23 protein-coding genes and 1 pseudogene are annotated in these 21,257 nt (G+C 39.2%); 19 read left to right on the top strand and 5 right to left on the bottom strand.

Annotation, left to right across the window (positions count from 1 at the left end; translation table 11 throughout):
• Positions 1-651 (top strand): CPBP family intramembrane metalloprotease, encoded by a 651-nt coding sequence (locus tag JW841_04115; protein MBN1960107.1) that lies wholly within the window; start codon positions 1-3, stop codon positions 649-651.
• A gap of 464 nt (positions 652-1,115) precedes the next feature.
• Here JW841_04115 and JW841_04110 read toward each other — a convergent pair whose 3' ends face one another.
• Entirely contained in the window at positions 1,116-2,261 is a 1,146-nt protein-coding gene (locus JW841_04110; protein MBN1960106.1) for an ATP-binding protein, read from the bottom strand.
• Between the two features lie 633 nt (positions 2,262-2,894).
• On the opposite strand from JW841_04110, the gene JW841_04105 reads away from it, so the two are divergent.
• From JW841_04105 to JW841_04025, 17 genes and pseudogenes are all read left to right on the top strand, one after another.
• The gene (locus JW841_04105) at positions 2,895-3,458 is read left to right on the top strand and encodes a hypothetical protein (protein MBN1960105.1); all 564 of its coding nucleotides are present in this window, start codon (positions 2,895-2,897) and stop codon (positions 3,456-3,458) included.
• Positions 3,459-3,643: 185 nt separating this feature from the next.
• Entirely contained in the window at positions 3,644-4,087 is a 444-nt protein-coding gene (locus JW841_04100) for a NifB/NifX family molybdenum-iron cluster-binding protein (protein ID MBN1960104.1), read from the top strand.
• Positions 4,088-4,141: 54 nt separating this feature from the next.
• Positions 4,142-4,567, top strand: a complete 426-nt coding sequence (locus JW841_04095; protein MBN1960103.1) for a DUF5320 domain-containing protein — start codon at positions 4,142-4,144, stop codon at positions 4,565-4,567.
• Positions 4,568-4,936 carry a NifB/NifX family molybdenum-iron cluster-binding protein gene (locus JW841_04090; GenBank protein ID MBN1960102.1) on the top strand — a complete coding sequence of 123 codons (369 nt, stop codon included), beginning with the start codon at positions 4,568-4,570 and terminating at the stop codon, positions 4,934-4,936.
• 27 nt (positions 4,937-4,963) lie between these two features.
• A pseudogene (locus JW841_04085) lies at positions 4,964-5,794 on the top strand (ATP-binding protein).
• 138 nt (positions 5,795-5,932) lie between these two features.
• Complete coding sequence (locus JW841_04080) at positions 5,933-6,826, top strand: ATP-binding protein (protein ID MBN1960101.1); 894 nt, start codon at positions 5,933-5,935, stop codon at positions 6,824-6,826.
• A 28-nt stretch (positions 6,827-6,854) separates the two neighbouring features.
• Positions 6,855-8,123: a P-loop NTPase gene (locus JW841_04075; protein MBN1960100.1), complete on the top strand. Its 1,269-nt coding sequence runs from the start codon at positions 6,855-6,857 to the stop codon at positions 8,121-8,123.
• Between the two features lie 9 nt (positions 8,124-8,132).
• Positions 8,133-8,366, top strand: coding sequence for an FmdB family transcriptional regulator (locus JW841_04070; GenBank protein ID MBN1960099.1), 234 nt, complete (start codon positions 8,133-8,135; stop codon positions 8,364-8,366).
• Positions 8,367-8,407: 41 nt separating this feature from the next.
• Complete coding sequence (locus JW841_04065; GenBank protein MBN1960098.1) at positions 8,408-9,643, top strand: thioredoxin domain-containing protein; 1,236 nt, start codon at positions 8,408-8,410, stop codon at positions 9,641-9,643.
• Positions 9,644-9,710: 67 nt separating this feature from the next.
• Positions 9,711-11,408: an FAD-dependent oxidoreductase gene (locus JW841_04060; protein ID MBN1960097.1), complete on the top strand. Its 1,698-nt coding sequence runs from the start codon at positions 9,711-9,713 to the stop codon at positions 11,406-11,408.
• 2 nt (positions 11,409-11,410) lie between these two features.
• A complete protein-coding gene (locus JW841_04055; protein MBN1960096.1) occupies positions 11,411-12,985 on the top strand; it encodes a hypothetical protein in 1,575 nt (524 codons plus the stop codon).
• Entirely contained in the window at positions 12,973-13,512 is a 540-nt protein-coding gene (locus JW841_04050; GenBank protein ID MBN1960095.1) for a rhodanese-like domain-containing protein, read from the top strand. Before JW841_04055 ends, JW841_04050 begins: the two co-directional genes overlap by 13 nt.
• Positions 13,505-13,990, top strand: a complete 486-nt coding sequence (locus JW841_04045) for a DoxX family membrane protein (protein ID MBN1960094.1) — start codon at positions 13,505-13,507, stop codon at positions 13,988-13,990. Before JW841_04050 ends, JW841_04045 begins: the two co-directional genes overlap by 8 nt.
• Before the next feature lie 3 nt (positions 13,991-13,993).
• Positions 13,994-14,866, top strand: a complete 873-nt coding sequence (locus JW841_04040; protein MBN1960093.1) for a thioredoxin domain-containing protein — start codon at positions 13,994-13,996, stop codon at positions 14,864-14,866.
• A gap of 68 nt (positions 14,867-14,934) precedes the next feature.
• The gene (locus JW841_04035; protein ID MBN1960092.1) at positions 14,935-15,342 is read left to right on the top strand and encodes a PaaI family thioesterase; all 408 of its coding nucleotides are present in this window, start codon (positions 14,935-14,937) and stop codon (positions 15,340-15,342) included.
• An 8-nt stretch (positions 15,343-15,350) separates the two neighbouring features.
• Positions 15,351-16,205 carry an MBL fold metallo-hydrolase gene (locus tag JW841_04030; protein MBN1960091.1) on the top strand — a complete coding sequence of 285 codons (855 nt, stop codon included), beginning with the start codon at positions 15,351-15,353 and terminating at the stop codon, positions 16,203-16,205.
• A 17-nt stretch (positions 16,206-16,222) separates the two neighbouring features.
• Positions 16,223-17,455, top strand: a complete 1,233-nt coding sequence (locus tag JW841_04025; GenBank protein ID MBN1960090.1) for an SUMF1/EgtB/PvdO family nonheme iron enzyme — start codon at positions 16,223-16,225, stop codon at positions 17,453-17,455.
• An 11-nt stretch (positions 17,456-17,466) separates the two neighbouring features.
• Here JW841_04025 and ruvB read toward each other — a convergent pair whose 3' ends face one another.
• The 4 genes from ruvB to JW841_04005 are packed head-to-tail and all read right to left on the bottom strand — an operon-like array spanning position 17,467 to position 20,423.
• Positions 17,467-18,477 (bottom strand): Holliday junction branch migration DNA helicase RuvB, encoded by a 1,011-nt coding sequence (gene ruvB, locus JW841_04020; GenBank protein MBN1960089.1) that lies wholly within the window; start codon positions 18,475-18,477, stop codon positions 17,467-17,469.
• Between the two features lie 27 nt (positions 18,478-18,504).
• Positions 18,505-19,089 carry a Holliday junction branch migration protein RuvA gene (gene ruvA / locus JW841_04015; protein MBN1960088.1) on the bottom strand — a complete coding sequence of 195 codons (585 nt, stop codon included), beginning with the start codon at positions 19,087-19,089 and terminating at the stop codon, positions 18,505-18,507.
• Positions 19,089-19,646: a crossover junction endodeoxyribonuclease RuvC gene (gene ruvC / locus JW841_04010; protein ID MBN1960087.1), complete on the bottom strand. Its 558-nt coding sequence runs from the start codon at positions 19,644-19,646 to the stop codon at positions 19,089-19,091. Before ruvC ends, ruvA begins: the two co-directional genes overlap by 1 nt.
• A gap of 24 nt (positions 19,647-19,670) precedes the next feature.
• Positions 19,671-20,423 carry a YebC/PmpR family DNA-binding transcriptional regulator gene (locus JW841_04005; GenBank protein ID MBN1960086.1) on the bottom strand — a complete coding sequence of 251 codons (753 nt, stop codon included), beginning with the start codon at positions 20,421-20,423 and terminating at the stop codon, positions 19,671-19,673.
• 271 nt (positions 20,424-20,694) lie between these two features.
• Between JW841_04005 and JW841_04000 the strand changes: the two genes are divergently transcribed.
• Positions 20,695-21,177 (top strand): hypothetical protein, encoded by a 483-nt coding sequence (locus JW841_04000; protein MBN1960085.1) that lies wholly within the window; start codon positions 20,695-20,697, stop codon positions 21,175-21,177.
• Positions 21,178-21,257: the final 80 nt, after the last annotated feature.

Here is a 21,257-nt window from a genome sequence, read left to right as displayed (position 1 = left end):
GTGCCAGCGCCAAGTCTTGGAGTTCTTGTAGGTTTAACATTTAAAGAAAGTGCGCTTGGCACAGTACTTTGGGCTTTTGCCAAAATATGGCTTTTTGGCCTACCTGTGCTCTGGCACATATTTTTAGACAAACAACCTTTGAGTTGGTCACCCCCACGTCGCGGTGGACTTTTGATCGGCGCCATCACGGGTATCTTCATCGCTCTCATCATTGTCGGAGCGTATTTTGCTATTGGGCATGACGCCCTAGATCCCTCTTTGATTCAGCAGAAGGTGCGCCCTTTAGGATTGACCAAGCCTACCGTATATCTCGCTATGGCCGCATATACCGTTCTTATTAATTCGATGCTTGAAGAATATGTCTATCGTTGGTTTATGTTTCGAAAATTGGAAACGCTACTTGGCGGACAACTTGCGGTAATTGGGTCGGCGGTAATCTTTGTCATTCATCACACAATTATCCTTTGTTCATATTTTTCCTTATCGATTGTTGTACTGGGTAGTTTTGGTGTCTTGGTCGGTGGGATCATTTGGAGCTGGCTCTACCTCAGATATCGTTCTATTTGGCCATCGTATGTTTCGCATGCGATTGTTGATGTTGCGGTGCTGGGTGTGGGCTATTTGATTATTATTAGTGTAATACCCCAATAAACCGGTTACACGGCTTGTCTTATTTTGAATAATAATGCCAAGCCAATGGGTGTTTAGCACCAATGCTGCTGCATACGTCTCGTGAGCGTCATGCGCAAACAGGAGAAATGCGGCAGTTATTCGGCACTTAAAGTTATTTGCAAATACAGCATCTATCGAAGACTGCTACTGAATGTGAACGAGATGTTGCAAGCGCGGCCAAGGGCAACTGTAACAGACTGTAATTATATAAGTTTTCCCTTAAGTGATCAGCATTGGTGTCTGGCACCAGCAATGTTGGCGTCTGAGGCCCTTCTTAAGACACCAGATAGAATATATGATGTTAATCTTCACTTCCAACAACTCTGCAACCGTTCCAACTACAAATGTCCGTTGTCAATACTTTGCTAACAAGTTAGCGTCACGGCAGGATAAAATTTTGGCAGAGTGAAAAGGTCACACAGCGCCACAAAACTTACTGAAATTTACGGTAGTTTTAACTCATTAATCCAACGCCATACTGGTATAACCCTAACATCACTATACTCGTCACCAAAATCACGCTTGCCTAAATGCACCTGGTAAAAACGAGGTATTTTCGTACGCTCACGAAAATAACGAGCTGCTTTTGATACCCCACGCTCGCCGGTTTTACATTCTACTGCAAAAAGTGGCGCTTTGTCTTGTACCACCACAAAATCCACTTCGCGCCCGTCGGTATCACGTAAAAAGCGTAACTCCATAGAATAACCTTCACTATCTTCTATATAATGACAATATTTTAATAATTGCGCGGCAATAAAATTTTCAAAACGTGGCCCCCCACTTGGCGCCTGACTCCAATCCCAAAAATAAAGTTTTTGTTCTTTTTTAACCGCACGAATACGTGGCGCTCCAAAAGGTGCAATACGAAAGCAAACATATAAATTTTCAAGAATTTGTAGCCAACGCCTAATAGAATCATGTGATACTTGCAGCTCTTCTCTTATAGCTTGTAGAGAAAGTGGTGAACCAATACGTGTTGGTAATGCCTCTATTAGCAGCTCAATAAAGCTTAACTCTGCTACCTTTTCAAGATCACGTAAGTCGTCATAAACCACGCGCGCCATACGCTCGCGCTGCCAGCGTCGCCATGATCTTTGCGAGTTTGACGCTAGCGGCTCAGGAAACCCACCGAAAACTAACAATTGTTCTAAATCAGTTGCTGTTGGCTTTGTTGACAATTCACGCAACGAATATGGATGTAACCTGTAATAATGATATCTCCCTATTAGCGAATCACCGCCCTTGCGGTAATGATCAAGACGAGCTGAGCCAGTAACTAGAGCACTACGGGTTGAACTATATTGATCGTAAAATCCTTTCATTAAACTGCGCCAACGAGCAAATTTATGGATCTCATCAAAAACTAATATTTTACCCTGAGGTAATTCATTACGTAAAATAGCTTGACGATGTGCAGCTATATCCCAATTTAAATATGTATTGGGTAATTTATTGCTATTGGCTCCTAAAAGATGCAATGCCATAGTAGTTTTGCCTATTTGACGAGGGCCGCCAACAAACACCATTTTGTGTTTAAGATCATCACGAATTGCTGGCAATATATAGCGATTACGCGATAAAATCATTATTTTACCCATTGTTTTTCATATTAGTATATTAGTCTACGCCCAAAAATACTCATGAGTCAATTTTGATATAGCCAAAAATACTGATGCACGAATTTGCCCGCACATCACAATTGTGTGTTGCTTCAGCAATAGGGATAAACGTAGCGAAGGTGATCGGTATTTCACTCACTGGCGGTAAGCGCTACAAACTAACCAGGGTAGCAAGCGTTGGCCAAAGTTTTTGCTCAAGATCCCTCAGTTTTATTCTACTCTGGTTTTGAAAACGACTTCACCGGGTGGAGCGGACATTGGGGCGAAGGATATGTGAAGCGCGCGATATCGTCTCATCATACAGAAAGCACACATAAAAAATACCACCAATATTACCAGTACCTGGCAACATTATCTGCGGGGGGGGGCCGATTCGTTTGCATATTTCTTGAAATAGGGCAAGTTAAATGCTGGGGAGACGATTATTATGAAGAGATTGGCAATGGCGAAAACACGTAGGTTTTGTCATCAGATTCGGGTTATGATATTCCTATTGAAGTAATTGATTTACCTTAGATTACAAATGCCAACTTGTATTGTTTACAGGCTTTGTATAAAATTACATACTGCGTTCTAACATTATAAAAAAAATTCACTAAAATGAATGACTTGAATTCTTCATCAACATCTAATCAACCTTCAGCGCCACCCTCGCGTTTTGTTACCACGCTCGCATGGATTTTTATCGCGCTCTCGGGATTTGCGACATTTATCTCATTAGTGCAAAATATTACGATTCATTTCTTCATTGCCAAATCGTATTTACTTCAGATGCAATATGTATCTTCGGTCATTGAATTGCCAACAGTATTTATTTGGCTAATGCAACATTTAGAACTTTGGACTAGCAGCTTCTTAGCTATATGTATCTTAATGCTGATTTCATCAATTGGTATTTTGCGGCGTTATAATTGGGCGCGCCTTATGTTTATTAGCCTCTTAGCTCTTGGGATCTTATTGCAGTTGTTAATGCTACCAATCCACTGGTCAATGCTAGGACAAATCGCCGCCATTGATCATCCACAGGCAGACCTTTTTAAACAAATTATATTAGTTATAAAAATATTTATTATCCTGCTTGTTGTTGGTTACTGTACTTTGTTTGGCTGGATAATAAAAAAACTAATTTCACCTGCAATAAAAGCAGAATTTAAACTAACCTAAAATCAAAATTCTCCATACACCGTAGCGTTAATGAGACTATATTAATCAGTTAAGTCGCATTTTTTATACTGTATAAAAATAGACAATTATATCAACACTTATATATCTATCTATAATCATTGAACTAATTGAATGATAAAACGAATTTCATTAATTGGCACGTTTAATGCTTTTACTTTACCACAATGAATAAAAGGCGCATCACCAAAGTTGCAGTAAGCATATGGGATGGACGTATTTCTCCGGTATTTGACGTATGTCGTAAAGTTGCAATTTATGACATTGAAAATCAAAATATAATCGCACATACAAACGTCTCCATTGTTCCTAACAATACGTATCTAAAAATTCAAAAACTCATAGCTTTAGGTGTAGACACTATAATTTGTGGCGCTATTTCAGAAGCACTCTACCAACAACTTTATGATCATGGCATTATAATCTATGGATTTATCGCAGGTGATATCAATCAAGTTATCAATGCTTTTTTAAACAATACCCTAAACACTCCATCACTCTCAATGCCAGGCTGTTGTCAAAATCGTTATCGCATGCGCGCTTTTCTTAATCGTCGTGGTGGTAACAAAACCAGATGTCAAAATCGCATTCAACGCCGAGGGAAAAATTAAAAAACATAAACAAACAACAAACCCTTAGCAAAACTTTAAACAAAGGATAAGCATATGCCAGGAAGAGATCAAACGGGACCTATGGGACAAGGCGCTATGACCGGTCGTCGTATGGGAAACTGCCTAAGCAACAATGACGTTGCTGATACCATGACCAATCAATTTGCCGACTTTGGTCGTTGGCAAGGTAGAAGAGGATGGGGACGAGGAAATGGTCGCGGTTATAATATAGGTTATCGCCGAAGATGGTGGCAAGGTTATGGCTATGGATTTGCTTGGCAAATGAAGGCAAACTGGCATCCTAGTTTTGCTAATGCTCAAAAATCTACAATACCATTGCAAAGTGAAACCACAAATAGTCAAGAGCTTAAGCAGTTAGCTTTTAAACTTGAGCAAAATCTAAATTCTATCTTCACTAGAATTGACAATATTGAAAAAAATTTCAATGTTATCAATAACACCAAAGCCGAGGAAAAATAAATGAAAATTGCTGTTACTGCCACTGCGCCGACCTTAGATGCAACTATAGACCCACGATTTGGTCGCTGCTCATATTTTATAATTATTGAGACAAATGATATGAGTTTTGAGGCTATTGAAAATACTAGCGTTTCTTCTTCTGGCGGTGCTGGAATTCAAGCCGCACAAACAATAGCTATAAAAGGAGCTAAGTTATTAATTACCGGCAATATTGGACCCAACGCATATAAAACATTAAATGCCGCTAACATTGACGTAATTGCAAGTTGTAATGGTATCGTGTCTGAAGCAATTGCAAATTATCAAGCCGGTGTTCTTAAAGCTACAACTTCAGCTAATGTTGAAAGTCATGCTGGAATTAATGGTTGATCGTAAATGACTGACTTAAACAAGCCAATGCGAATAGCTATAGCTAGCGGTAAAGGTGGAACCGGTAAAACCACAATTGCCACAAGTCTTGCGTTGTATTTTGCAGAAACCCAAAACAAAGTTGTGTACATTGATTGTGATGTTGAAGAACCCAATGGTCATATTTTCTTAAAGCCCAAAATAAATAATTACCAAAAAGTAAATCAACTCATTCCTGAAATAAATACTTCTGTTTGTACTCTTTGTGGCGAATGCAGTAAGGTGTGCCGTTACTCAGCTATTGCAGTGCTCCCTAATAAGGTTTTAACTTTCCCAAAACTTTGTCATAGCTGTGGTGGCTGTTATTATGCTTGTTTGCATAATGCAATTAAAGAAGTGCCAAACGCAATAGGAACAATCGAGCAAGGATATGCTGGTGAAGTTGAGTTTTTGCAAGGCAAATTGAATGTTGGTGAAGCAATGGCACCTCCAGTAATCCGTTCATTGCTAGCAATGACTCCACAAAAACAAATAATAATCATTGATGCCCCACCAGGCACTTCATGCCCGGTTATTGAATCTGTGAAAGATAGTGATTTTGTATTGTTAGTTACTGAGCCAACACCTTTTGGTCTAAATGACTTACAGCTTGCCGTCGAAACTATTCGCAAGTTAGGTATACCTTTTGGTGTAATAATTAATCGTTGCGATATTGGTAATAATAAGGTGCGTGATTATTGTAATAGCGAAAAAATACCAGTACTTATGGCAATACCTAATAGCCGCACAATCGCCAGTGCATATTCACAAGGGACACCAGCCATTTTAAAAGTACCAGAATTAAAAAATCAATTTGCTGATTTGCTGCCTAAAATAACTCACCTGCTTAAAAATACAGTAGCGACTTTAAATCAGCTGCACCTACGCAACGAGATAAATGAATTTTCTAATAATGCGCCAAACAGCACAGACGATACTTTACCTTCACAAATCAAACAAATTGGTAATCAACGTAATATTCGTGAGCTGGTCGTAATTAGTGGAAAAGGAGGGACGGGTAAAACTAGCATTAGCGCTTCGTTATTTGCCTTAGCCGATAATGCCCTTATCGTTGATTGTGATGTTGATGCTGCCAATCTTCATCTACTGTTAAACCCTAATAACCGTCATCAGTGGTCATTTTTTGGCGGTAATGTTGCCACAATTGACCCTATAAAATGTAATAAATGTAATAAATGTAAAGAGAGATGTCGTTTCGATGCAATTTCATCCCCAGCAGAAAATAAATCCGCCAATTACATTATCGACCCAATCTCCTGTGAAGGTTGCGGGGTTTGCGTAGATTCTTGCCCACAAAATGCAATCGAATTACATTTAAGCGACACAGGTAAATGGTTTATTGCTGACACCCGTCTTGGGTCAATGATTCATGCACGTTTAAATATTGCAGCAGAAAATAGTGGCAAGTTAGTATCGCTTATACGACATGAAGCAAAAGCATTCGCCGGTTTAAATGGCAATCAATTAATAATATGTGATGGCCCGCCAGGTATTGGTTGCCCGGTTATTGCTAGCATTACTTTAGCTGATTTTGCACTTATTGTTACCGAAGCAACTCTATCAGGGTTGCATGATCTCATACGAGTGATTGATCTCTGTCAACAAATGAAAGTTAAAACAGGGATCTGTATTAATAAAGCTGATATTAATCTTGAAATTAGCAACCAAATAGAAGTTGAAGCACAACAACGTAATATTCCTATACTCGGACGTATTAGTTACGACGATGCTGTCACTAAAGCACAAATCCAAAATCTCACTATAGTTGAAAATAACAACACAATAATCGCCAAAGAAATTAAAAAACTTTGGGCACAGGTAACTGATGCTCTTAACACAGTAACTATTTAAATTAATGCAAAAAGGAACTTTTTAAAAAATGAGTCACGATAACTCACATCATTGTAATCATAATTCTCACCGCCAAAGTGAACCAAAACATTCACAAGTATCTGATCAAGAACTTCTTGACCATCATATGTTAAATACACGAATGAGTCAGATAGAACATAAAATATTAGTTCTTTCTGGTAAAGGCGGCGTTGGCAAAAGTACTGTAGCCGTTAATCTGGCGGCGTCATTGGCACTTGCAGGTAAACGCGTAGGCTTACTTGACGTTGACCTGCATGGACCAAGTATACCGAAGTTATTGCATATTGAACGCACTCCGATTGAAGTATGTGATAATATAATTTTGCCAGTACGCATCCCCTTTGGTGATGGTGTCCTCAATGTAATGTCAATTGAATTTATGCTACCCGAACGTAACGATGCGGTTATTTGGCGTGGCCCTCGCAAATACGGTGTTATTAAACAATTCATTAAAGATGTTGAATGGGGTGAACTTGATTACTTAGTTATTGACTCTCCGCCTGGCACCGGCGATGAGCCGCTTGCGGTAGCGCAACTTATAGAAAATCCTGACGGTGCTGTAGTAGTAACAACACCACAAGAAATTTCAGTACAAGACGTAAGACGCTGTATTGTATTTTGCAAGCAAGTTGAATTACCGGTAATTGGTGTTGTCGAAAACATGAGCGGACTTTGCTGCCCTCATTGCCATAACATAATCAATATATTTGGGCAAGGCGGCGGCCAGACGATGGCCGAAGAAATGAAAGTTAACTACCTAGGTGCTATTCCTATCGAGCCGAATGTTGTCTCTGCTGGTGATAACGGCACTCCAATAGTTCAAGCTTATCCACATTCAGAAACAGCTAAGGCTTTTGGTCGTATTGTACACAAACTTCTCGAATCAAAATTAATTTCAATTAATAACTCATTAACTATCAACAAGGACAGAAAAGATATGAAAATTGCTATCCCAGTAACTAACGGGTTACTCTCCACTCACTTCGGTCATTGTGAAGAATTTTTTCTTTTCGAAATTAGCGATGATGGCAAAACCATAAGCAATAAACGAGTACTTACAACGCCACCCCATGAGCCAGGTGCCTTTCCAAAATGGTTGCATGAGCAAGGAGCTAATATAATTATTGCAGGCGGGATGGGTTCGCGCGCTCAAAGTTTGTTTGATCAAAATGGTATTAAAGTAATAGTTGGTGCTGTCAACCAAGCACCTGAAATTATTGTTCAACAATTTCTTGAAAATAAATTAGCTACCGGCACTAATGCTTGTGACCATTAAGGTTTATCTATGCCAACATATGCCTATGACTGCAAACAATGTGGTGTGATTGAAATTAAGCAATCAATCAATGACACCCCATTGTTAATCTGCCCTAATTGCAAAGGAGAGATAAAACGTATTATTGCAGGGCACACAAATTTTAGCATCAAAGGTCGAAGTAGCCAGGTAAATCAATGTGGCAACACTAAACCATGTTGTGGTCGAGATTATCGCTGTGATAAATCGCCATGTAACAAATAAAAAAATATCGCAAGGAGCATAGCAAGACGGAGTGCACCTAGATGCAAAAGAATTTCTTGAACCATCGACAAAACATCATTAATTTTAACGGCATGCTTTTATCACGTCGCTTACTACTGTTGTTTGTAGGCTTATGCGCACTCGGTGTTTTAGTATCGATTGAGCTAACTCGTATTCATGTTTTTATACACACCGATCCTAATTTTCATTCTATCTGCGCCATTAGTGAAGGAGTCAATTGTGAAACAGTAGCCATTTCACCATATTCGATATTTGCCGGATTACCAATCTCAGTATGGGGAATTGTTGGCTACATTATAATGGGTAGCTTAGCTCTCTGGGCTATGATTAATAAAAGGCTTCATCACCTATGGCCTATGGGTTTCTTATCTCTTTTAACCTTTTTTTCAATATGTACCTCAGCAATCTTAGCCTACATTGCGCAAACACGTATAGATGCGGTTTGCCCTTTTTGCATGGTTTCTTATACAATTAATCTAGGCCTATTTATAATAATCTTTTTACTAAAAAGACGCACCTTTAAATCATTCATACAGCAATTTATCATTGACATAAAAACCATCATTGCAAAGCCATTACTCACAACCTCATTTGGGTTGATCATCTTATTTACAATAATTATAATGCAGATTTTTATACCACGTTACTGGCAAACAACAGGATGGTCAGATTTACCCAAACTTGCAAACGGTGTTGATAGCAATGGGCATCATTGGATAGGAGCAAAAAATCCCCAAATTGAAATAGTCGAATTCTCAGATTATCAATGTCCTCATTGTCGTGCCGCTCATAAAGAAATTCGTATTCGTGCTGCTGCTCATCCTGAGTTAATACGACTTGTACATCGACATCTTCCACTTGACATGGCTTGTAATCCAGAAATTACTGAACCGTTTCACGAATACGCGTGTTATTTTGCAAAAGCTGCAGAATGTGCTGCATTGCAAGGATATTTTTGGGAAATGAATGATGTCCTATTTTCCACCCAAGAAAAATTAAAAGCAAAAGATATTGATCCGGTAATTTTAGCTCTACGTTTAGGCTTAAATCGTACAGAATTTAAAAAATGTCTTGAACAGCAAAAAACCGCACAACGAATAAATAATGATATTAATGATGCTCTTGCAAAAAAACTTGAAGGTACACCAAGTTTTATTGTCGGCAAAAATATTTTTCTTGGCATGATACCAGCAAAGAAATTTGAATTATTATTAACCCGCAATTTAAAAAAAATTGAAGTCTCATCAAAGCCTTAAACCTTCTATAGCTTACTAAAGGAGACAGCATACAATGAATGACAGCAATATAAACACTGATAATTCCATGCCCAAACAACGTATCATTGTTGTTGGTGGTTCAGCGGCTGGCCCTAAAGCTGCAGCAAGAGCGCGACGTCTTGATGAGTATGCCGAAATTACCATTCTGCAAAAATCCCCTGACCTTTCGATGGCTTCTTGTGGATATCCATATTATGTTGGTGGTCTATTTGATGATCGCAATTTATTATTGTGCACGCCCACTGGTGTTGTACGTGACCCAACCTTTTTTCTAAAAGCAAAGGGTATAAATGTAAAAGCTGAAACAGAAGTAATAGCTATAGATCGTAATAAAAAAACAGTTACCGCACGCGATTTAAAAACTCAGCAAACTCATGAACATTCTTATGACAAACTTATTCTTGCAACCGGCGCAACCGCTAAAGTGCCACCCATTCCAGGTATAAATTTAGAAGGGGTTACTACATTACAATCATTGCAAGACGCTGATACACTTAGAAAAGTTCGTGATGAGAAAAAAATAAAAAAAGCGGTTATTATTGGTGGTGGTTTAATTGGTATTGAAACTTGCGAAGCATTACATCTGGCTGGTTTAGAAATCACAGTTGTTGAATTGCTTCCCCAATTATTAACTTTTCTTGATTGGGAAATGGCAAAAATTGTTGAAAACCACATTCGCAGCAAAGGAGCTAATGTTATCACCGATAACGGTATTGCTGCACTCTTAGGTGAAAATGGTAAACTAGTAGGCGTAAAACTTCAAAATGGTACCGAGCTTGAATGCGAGTTAGCAGTAATCGCTATTGGAGTTACTCCAAATTCTACCCTAGCATCTGTTGCTGGACTGCAGATCGGCAAATTTGGTGGTATTGCAGTCAACCAATATATGCAAACTTCAGATCCCAATATCTACGCCGCCGGTGATTGTATCGAAACCCAACAAATTATAACCAAATCAACTATTCATGCACCATATGGAGATTTGGCTAATTTACAAGGGCGTGTTGCCGGTGAAAATGCGGCTATTGGAAATACCGTAATCTTCCCAGGTACGATTCAAACTGGAATTTGTAAAATATTTGATTATGCTGCTGGCGCTACCGGCATGTCTGAAAAGGCAGCACTTATTGCAGGGTTAAACGATATTGAAACCGTAATTAATGCTAGCCCGGATAAGCCAGGTTTTATGCAAGGAAAATTATTAGTTACTAAATTAGTCGTTTATCGTAGCGATGGTAAAATTTTAGGTGCGCAATGTGTTGGACCAGGTGATGTCAGTAAGCAACTCGCAATTTGGGCTACCGCGATTAAAGGGCAATTAACGGTTACAGATATGGTAAATGCAGATTTACCATATGCTCCACCATTTTCATTGGCTATTGATCATAGCATCGCCAGTGCCCATATAATTGAAAATAAATTAAAAGGCCGTTTGTTTGGTATTTCTGCCGTTGCCCTTAAACAAAAACTTGATGCTGGTGAAAAACCCTTCATCCTAGATATTCGCTCTCCAGATGAATACGAACAAATGCGTTTAGGGATTGGAGAACATTTAATACCACTTGGAGCATTACGTGGTCGCTTAAATGAATTGCCAGAAGACAAGAGCGCAGAAATTATTTGCTACTGCAAAATTTCACTGCGCGGTTATGAGGCGGCACGAGCATTAATAGGCAGAGGCTGGACCAATGTAAAAGTTATGGAAGGCGGTATTGTTGCTTGGCCATATCCACGTGAGAAGTAATAGTGAGGTCCTGCATTATACTTATAATATTATTGATAACTTTCACGGCGGCAAATACTACCGCAGAGGAAAATCCCTCTGCGGCAAATAAAACAATCAACCATGCGAATATTGAACAAAACGCCATTACTCTTATTGAACGAGGCAATTTAAAAGAATCCATTACCTTTTTAAAAACCCATCTTGTTATCGATAAAACTAATCTAACCTTAAAATGGTTGTTAGCTCGTGCATACCTACTTGATGGTAATGACTTTTGGTCTTTGCGTACTCTTAAAGACATCAACGCTCAAAATCCTGGTGACTGCGAATCCTTTTTGTGGATAGCCTTTATTCAAATTAATCAAGGAGCCTTAGACGACGCGCAACAAACAATAGCGATCACACAATGCCATAAATTATCAGCATCACAAACTCGCAAAGAAATTCTATTGGCCATGATCGACAAATATAATAACAATAATTCTATAGCACTAGAACATCTCAATACCGCAAAAACATTACCATACATTTATACTGAAGATCATCAAGCATTAATGCAACTATTAACTGATATAGACCAAAATTATGTTCCTGCTTTTACTGGCAAGCTTGAATTAGCTACTGGATGGTCAAATAATGCAAACGCTCAATCTCTTACTGATACCACACAAACTGATATAGCCAAAGCTAGTATCATTGAGCAAATGAAAACATGGTGGCGCTTTGTTTGGCCTACTAATTATTTTATACGCCCGAGCTTTGAAATTGAAGCAACAATGCAAGCCTACAATGAAAAGCAATTTCAAGATTTAAGTTACCTTGAAATTGGTGCTCGCCCTGGTATTTTACTATTCGACAAAGCAACTACTCTTTTAGCTTATCATTTTAACGCCTTATTGCTACGCGGCGGCGATAACTATAGCAAAGGACCACTTTGGTTTTATAATACCCATCGAGCAGAGCTTGATATTTCTTTACCATCTAATGTTTCATTTTTTGCTGGTATTGGTCGCCGAGCCTTTCGCGAAATTGCAAAAAGTCGCACAGAAGTAGATGGCGGCATAGGTGTTAGTCATCGTATCAATCAAAAATTACACTTACTTGGCGCACTAGCCGGTAGGTGGCACAGCGCTAACCATAAGGCATACAATATTCAAGGAGCATCAGCCCTTATATCTAATGACATTAAACTTGCACCTGATTGGCATTTACGTACAGGAATTTTAGCAAGTATTGATAATTATCCGCATTCAGTGGAATATTTTACCACTAAAACTACCAAGATTAGACGTGATGCCCTACTTAAACTATCAGCTAGTGGTTACAGCCCAACTTTTTTAAACTCAAAAATCGGCTTAACCTATGAATATGCAGTACGTAATAGTACGCTTTCAATTTATGACTATAATGATCATCGTATTTTATTAAAATTCGTTTACAATTTATCATTCGATCCGTGGCTTCCTAAATCAGTCACTCCCGAAAAGCATATTCCGCTACCTCACCAAGAAACCTCACCCGATTTCGATGAACGTATTCAAGATTTACTGCGGCAAGATGAAGCGATGCAAAGGAGTTCATCGTGTATAGAATAAAAAAATATATTTTTTTACTATCGACACAACAAGTAATTACGCCATGGCGTATAGTATTTCGTGACGCTGCTATAATTATATTCATTTGCACATTAATTGCCTGCATAACTAACCTTTTAAGAAGTGACGGGATCCCTTTTATTCAAAAGCAAGAATATCAAATATTAGTACCTTGCCCAGTAACTACTGGTGAAGTAGATGCAGTTACTGCAGGTACAGCCTTAATATATGATGACCATGTAATAGTAATCGATGCACGTCAAATAAACGACCGTGATAAATTCAAATTAGATAAGGCAATACATATACCATACGATTATCTTACTCCTGTTGCCTCTGAAATAATTGATAGCATTGCTGCTTCAGGTGCACGCGAAATTTTAGTTTTTGGTGACGGCAGCGACCCCGATTCGGGTGAACAACTTGCTCGTGAATTAGCTGGTAATGGTATAAAAAATGTTAGTTATATCAAAGGTGGCGCAAAAGCAATGATAGCTAAAAAGCTTGGCGGAGCCACCAATGAATAAGTTTTTCTATTGGCAAGGGCATGCTTATTTTGTCTTTATTGCTCGTGTATATTTAGCCTTAATTTTCCTTTTTGCTTGTTATCATAAAATATTACACCCAGATGCTTTTGCTCTCGATGTGGCTACTTATCAAATATTACCTCTTGAGTTAGTAAACTTAATGGCCATTATTTTGCCATGGGTAGAGCTTACTGCTGGCCTAATGTTACTTCTCGGTTTTCGTATACGAGCGGCATCTTTATTGATTTGCGCAATGATGCTGGTTTTTATTTTGGCAGTGGTCCTAGCGTTACACAAAGGGTTACATATGGCATGTGGTTGTTTCGCCTCTCAGGGAGCTAATGAAGATCCCATATCTTGGCGTACTATAGTTCGCGACTCATTCTGGCTAATACTCGGCATCTATATTATCTTTTTTAATAAATATATATTCAGTATTGATGGAATTATTTTTCGACTAAAGCAACAAAGGACTTAACCTATGGCTATTCCTGCCAATAGTCGTTCTAACTATTTGTTTGTGTTGGTATTTATTTCTTTACTCTGCAACAATAACGCGGTCGCACAAACCAAACATTGCAATGCTCTGACTCCTACACAAAAACAAATACAAAACGAAATTTTTTTAAAACTACATCCTTATGCTGGTTGCGATGAAACCTTTGAAAGTTGCCTAGCGCATCAAAAACCTAATCGCGGTGTAATACGCGTTGCTGATGATCTTTGCCGTCATATTGCTGCTGGCAAAACCCAACAAGAAATAAAAATGGCATTTAACAAACGTGCTCAAAGTGTGCTTCCTGCAATTAAACCAGCAGTTATTACTCTTAATGAAAATACACTTGCTGGTGATAAAAGTGCCCCAGTAACTGTGGTTGTCTATGCATGTGCACGATGTCCATTCTGTAAGGTTGTCATCACTTCCCTATATCATAAAATTAGCAATGGGGTTCTATTTGGCAAAGCTAGATTATATTTTCGTCCTTTTCCAATCAAAAGCCATCCTGGCGCAACTGAAGGTGGCTTAGCCATGGTAAGTGCGGCTCGTTTAAATAGATTTTGGCCATTCACTATTAAACTATATGACCGCTATGAGCAATTTTGCCCTGCTCAGTTATCTAGTTGGGCATCTGAAGAAGGCCTGGATAAAACGATTTTCGAAAAATATTTAGCAGATCCCCAAACAAGACAATCTCTGATCACCTCAAAACAAGAAGGCCTACGTAATAAAGTCGATGCCACACCTACTCTTTTTATTGATAATGTCAAATATGTCTATGAGCTTCAACATGATGCGATAGTCGATGTTTTACTTGAAGTTTACGAAGCAAAGACAGAAGCACGGAGACAATAATGGATGTAACTTTGCAAAATAATTCACCAGATCTAGATATTAATATAACTGAACGACAAGCTACACTGATGTCTATTGCTACTTTCGAGCATCCCAATTGTATTATGTGTAGCTCGTCAAGCAATATGGGCTTAAAGCTACGATTTAAAGTGCAACCAGACGGCTCGGTATTAGCTATGTTCCCTTGCCATGATATCTTGCAAAGCTACCCGAAAACGTTGCATGGTGGTATGGTATCAGCATTGCTTGATGCAGCAATGACTAATGTGCTGTTTTCAATTGGGGTTGTCGCAGTCACTGCAGAACTCACGGTGAAATTTCATGCACCAGTAAACCCTGACCGTTTTGTGGCAGTTAGTGGTACTATTGATGAAAAGCCAGTACATCCATTGTATTATGTTAGTGCTCAAATAGTTCAAGACAATAAAGTTATGGCTAAAGCAACGGCAAAATTTATTGCTAAAAATGCTATTTAAGGCAAAACATGAACTCTTTAGCAACAACAGCTAAATTAACAATTTTAGTAGACAACAAAGCCAAAAGTGGACTGCATTTTGAACATGGTTTCGCTGTATTACTTGAGACACCAAATCATTATTTACTATTCGATACCGGCCAAGGAGAAGCTTTTAATTTAAATACGATCACTTTAAATACTAATCTAACTCGTGTAAATAGTGTCATTATCAGTCATGGGCATTATGACCATACTGGCGGTCTCCCAATAATCTACGAACAATCCCCAAATGCACATATTTATCTTCATCCTTTAGCAACAATACCGCGCTATTCAATTAGAGACGGCGTTGCGAAATCTATAGCAATTTCTGAAAAATCAAAGTTAGCCCTTAATAAAGTTTCAAAATTAAATTTACATGAAGTTACTTCACCTATTAGGCTTGTAGATGGCTTAGTCATTTCAGGACCGATACCACGACAAAATCAAATTGAAGATGTTGGAGGCCCTTTTTATAAAGATGCTTACGGAAAACAGCCAGATGACATTATTGATGAAATAGCATTATGGTTTAACACTAAAAACGGCTTAGTTATAATTGTCGGTTGCAGTCATGCTGGTATTATAAATACTATAATACACGCACAAGATATTAGTGGTGAAAAACGCGTGCATTGCGTATTAGGTGGATTTCACTTAAACAGTGCAAGTGAACATAGGTTAAATTACACTATTGATGCACTGAAAGAACTCTCTCCTGATATAATTGTACCTTGTCATTGTACTGGTGAACACGCTATCTCTCGTATCAAAGAAACTTTTCAAAATCGCTGTATTGAAGGTGAAGCTGGGACTATTCTTACTTTTAGCGACTTCACATAACATGAAGCAGGTAAAAAATGACACGTTCACTCTTTCTTTATCGCTGCTTAATATTGCTAATATCTTTAAAAAATACGAGCTGTCTTGTCGATGAAAAATGCAACAGCGATCTTGATTGCAAATCGCCGAAAATTTGTAGCCCTAAAGGTGAATGCATCATTCAATGCAATAAAGATAGTGACTGTGATATATCATTTGGTGCAGCTTATATTTGTGACAATTACCGTTGTACTATGCCTAATGCTTGCACGATTTGTGTTTTTATCAATGCACAATCTTCTTGTATTCATGGCATCTGCACAATGGAGCACTGCGATGCTGGCTTTTATAACCTCAACAACAGCACTAGCGATGGTTGTGAATACACATGTTCCCCGTCTGGCGATGAAGTAGCAGATCATATAGATAATGATTGTGACGGGCTTATTGATGAAGATACTGACCTTAATAGTGATGTCTTAAATTGTGGCAGTGTTGGTAATGTATGCCCATCTCTACCCTATGCCTCACCAATTTGTAATGAAGGCAAATGTTCATATCAATGCTACGCTGGCTGGCGTGATGACAATGGCTTACCAGATGATGGCTGCGAAACCAAAATACAATCTCTTTGCCCCAATGATATGGTTGCTATTGGTTCAGCATTTTGCATCGATAAATATGAAGCCTCACGCGCTGACGCTACAGAAAGTGATCAAGGTATCAATAACTCAATTGCAATAAGTCAACCTGGGGTTTTACCCTGGATGGTTGATGAAATGACAACCACTCATTTCAATGAATTTAAAGATGCCTGCCAAGCTGCTGGTAAACATTTATGTAGCAAAGAAGAATGGTTTGCCGCATGTACTGGGTCACAACAAAACAACTATGTTTACGGTAATATATTTAATCGCGAAACTTGCAATTGTGTTGACACTTTCTGTGATGATTTTTGTGTACAACGAAGCATAAGTCCATGTGACACCACAACGAATTGTGGATATACCTACTACTATAAATATAACATTGAAATTTTCCATGAAGTACCGACTGCTCAATTCTCTGACTGCACCAATGATTATGGCACATTAGATATAAATGGCAATGTGTGGGAAATAGTTACTTCAACAAACGACCTTCTTAACCGAGGTTATGAAATTCGTGGTGGCGCTTTTAACTGTGCTTCAGCTTCTGCTCGTGTAAATTGTTCTTTTAATGCTACTTGGTCAACTCTCTATGCAGGCTTTCGTTGTTGTAAACAACCATAACCCTAAACAAATTAATCTTGCAAATTACTTTTCGGCATTGATCTCCCCAAAAATTCATAAGTATTTAGCGTAGCCATTCTGCCACGCGGAGTGCGCTTTAAATAACCTTCTTGCAACAAAAATGGTTCGTATACTGATTCAATAGTATCAGCTTCTTCGCCCAGTGCGGCTCCTAATGTATCTAAACCAACCGGACCCCCATCAAATTTAACTACTATTGCTTCAAGTAGGTGTCGATCCATCTCGTCAAAACCATGTTCATCAACGCCAAGTCGAGAAGTGGCATGTTTAGCGATTTCTAAATCAATGATCCCACTGCCATCAACTTCGGCGAAATCACGTACGCGCCGCAGCAATCTATTAGCAATACGCGGTGTACCTCGTGAACGTCGTGCAATTTCGCGCGCACCACCTGTATTACACTTAATAGATAGTAAGCCTGCCGAACGTAGCACAACTTGCTCAAGCTCAACAGCGTTGTAATACTTAAGCCTTCCAGTAAACCCAAAACGATCACGCATTGGCCCCGTAAGTAAACCCGTACGTGTTGTTGCACCGATTAAAGTAAACTGAGGCAAAGGCATTTGAATAGTACGAGCATGCGGGCCACCGCCAAGCACTAAATCAAAACTAAAATCTTCCATGGCGGGGTAGAGATTTTCTTCAACCACGGGACTTAAACGATGGATCTCATCAATAAACAAAACATCACGTTCTTTTAATTGTGATAAAATACCGGCCAAATCTTTACGCTCAATCGCTGGACCGCTGCTTAAATGTAATTCTGCCCCTAATTCATTAGCTATTAAATGTGCAAGAGTAGTTTTCCCTAAACCCGGTGGGCCACAAAGCAGTAAATGATCTAATGCCTCACCGCGTTCACGTGCGGCTTTCACAAATACTTTTAAATTATCTACCAATTCTGATTGCCCGATGATTTCATTAAAAGTACGCGGTCGCAATGATAACTCATGCCGCGCTTCACCAGGTAATGCAGTAGCAGTGATCATACGTTCTGGCATACACTCTTTATTGCTCTGCGACATCAATTAACCCCGTGTTCCACGCAGTGCTGCTCGCACTAAAGTAGCTATTTCAACTTCATCAGGATTTTCCGCCAAAGCCTGACGTGCCGCTTTATCAGCAATATTTGGAGCAAAACCTAAATTAATTAAGGCACTTTGTACATCAATATGTAAAGTTGAGTTACCGCTTGGGAGCATCGCCACTGGTTCAGGTAATTTACCTTTAAGTTCAAGCAATAATCTATCTGCTTTCTTTGCCCCAACCCCAGGCACATGAGTTAGTGCTAAACGGTCACCACGACTAACAATACTGCATAACTCATCAGGACTAAGGCTTGAAAGCAGCGCTAAAGCCAACTTGGGGCCAACACCATTTATACTAATAAGTACTTCAAAAATCTGCCGCTCCTTGGCATCGTAAAAACCAAATAACCGCAAGGCATCTTGCGATAATTGTGTATGCACTAACACTTTGACTTCGCTACCTTCGCTACCTATTTTAGCTAGCGAAGTTAATGACATTGCTACAAAATAGCCAACCCCGCCACACTCAATTACAGCGCTGCTGGCATTTTTAGAAATCAATATACCGCGCAAACTTGCAATCATTAGATGTCATCCATATGGTTACTGTATCTTTTTAGTCGTTGCTTACTTATACGTCGTGATGCTGCAAGTTCTGCTAAAAAAGTCGATTGTTCAGTCACCCGCATTTGTGCATGACAAATCGCCGCAGCCAATGCATCGCTAGTATCAAGCACCATCGGTCTATTTATACCCAGTATAAATTGCACCATTTTTTGCACTTGCTCTTTTTCTGCTCGTCCATGCCCAGTAACAGCCTGCTTTATTTGGCCTGCGGTATATTCGAAAATCGCAACCCCAGCTCGGGCAGCGCATAATAAAGCTACGCCTCGTGATTGTCCTAATATCAAAGCACTCTTAGCATTTTTTGCGTGAAAGATAGTTTCGATAGCTATAGCTTCAGGTTTATTTGTATGCACTACTTCATCAATACCATTAGCTATATCACACAAACGAGTAGCAGTAGTGTCTGCTTTGGTACAAATAACTCCATAGGTTAAAACTTTATGTCGCCCGCCCTCGGATTGTATTACCCCCCATCCGGTTTTGTGTGAACCTGGGTCAATGCCGAGAACACGCATTCGCTAACTCGCTTTGTTAAAATATTATAACAATGCTATGCGTTCAAGTTCAGCATAATCAATGTCAAAATTCGCATATACTTTTTGCACGTCATCGCATTCTTCAAGTCGCTCAATCAAACGCACAATCTTTACAGCCGCATCGCCACTTACTTTCACTGTGGTCTCAGGGATCATCGACATCTCAGCGTTTTGGTACTTCATTTCTTTCTTATCAAACAGATCTAATACATCAGCAAAACTCTTTATATCGGTAGTTACTATAACGCTTTCACCATCCTGTTGTATATCCTCGGCGCCTGCTTCGAGTGCCACTTCCATAATTGTATCTTCACTATAAACATTGGCATCAAAATGAATGATCCCACGTTTATGAAACATATAAGCGACTGAATTTGTTGCACCAAGATTGCCATTATTTTTTGAAAGCACCATACGTACTTCACTAGTGGTGCGATTGCGATTATCAGTCTGGGTTTCAATTAAAATCGCAATACCACCTGGTCCGTAACCTTCGTAGGTGACTTCTTCAATCTTTTCGCCTTCAAGTTCGCCGGTGCCTTTTTTGATAGCACGGTCAATTTTATCAGCGGGCATACTCTGAGTTTTGGCTGCAGCAATCGCTGTACGCAGGCGAGGATTTCCAGCAAGATCGCCACCACCAATACTAGCGGCAGTAGTTATTTCGCGTACTAGCTTAGTGAAAAGCTTGCCACGCTGAGCGTCAATTGCACCTTTTTTACGTTTAATTGTTGCCCATTTACTATGACCAGACATGCTCTACCTCGCGTGCATAAGTATTTGCTTAAATAAATCTAAATTTATGTATTATCAAAAATGTGGGCTAGCACACGATGACAATTATCGGCAAGCGTTGACGTTAACTATAGTTAATTAATAGGCTTTTGGATTTTGAGATTAAAAAATCGTTACTACTTTTTGACTCATAATCAACTTAAGGGCATCCTCCATCTTGTTAAACTTTGAACAATATCAAAGGGGTTGTCGTCTATTTAATTGCTGTTTTCAAATTTAAGGAGATGTATCTATGACCAAGCTAACTTGGGCTTTTGCTTGTATTATTGCTATTGCTTTTGCTCCGGCAATCTCGAAAGCCGGCGTTATTGTTGAAGCTTCTCTTGGACGCGGTGCGCAAGTTTCGCCAAGCGTTGATGATAAATGGGGACCCGTTAATATTATGATCGCCCCTGGATTATCCATAGGTCAAATGTTACGCGCTGAATTAGGCGTAGTTATGGATATGCCCCAAGATAACTCCGATACCAATATGCGCCTGCGTCCAATGCTAGTGGTTAGTCCACCGCTACTACCTGTTTATGGCCGTTTAATTCTTGGTGTTGGTAATCTTCTTGAAGGCCCACGTTCAATTGAATATGGCGGCGCTCTTGGTGTTGGAGCTTCTTTAGCTGGTATCGGCGTTTTTGCTGAAGCTGGCGTGATACCCCAGCGTGTTGATGGCGAATCTTATGTTATTTTAGAAGGTCGTGTTGGCGCTTTTTATATTTTCTAAGCTATTACACCAGTTAGCTCGTTTTATGGTAACTTCTCAAAAAGTCTGGGCGAAACAAAGAATGTCATTTCGACTGCAAG

This window comes from Deltaproteobacteria bacterium (assembly GCA_016931625.1).
Lineage (GTDB): Bacteria > Myxococcota > XYA12-FULL-58-9 > XYA12-FULL-58-9 > JAFGEK01 > JAFGEK01.
Note: the sequence above shows the minus strand (reverse complement) of the source record. Positions and strands in the feature narration are given on the sequence as shown.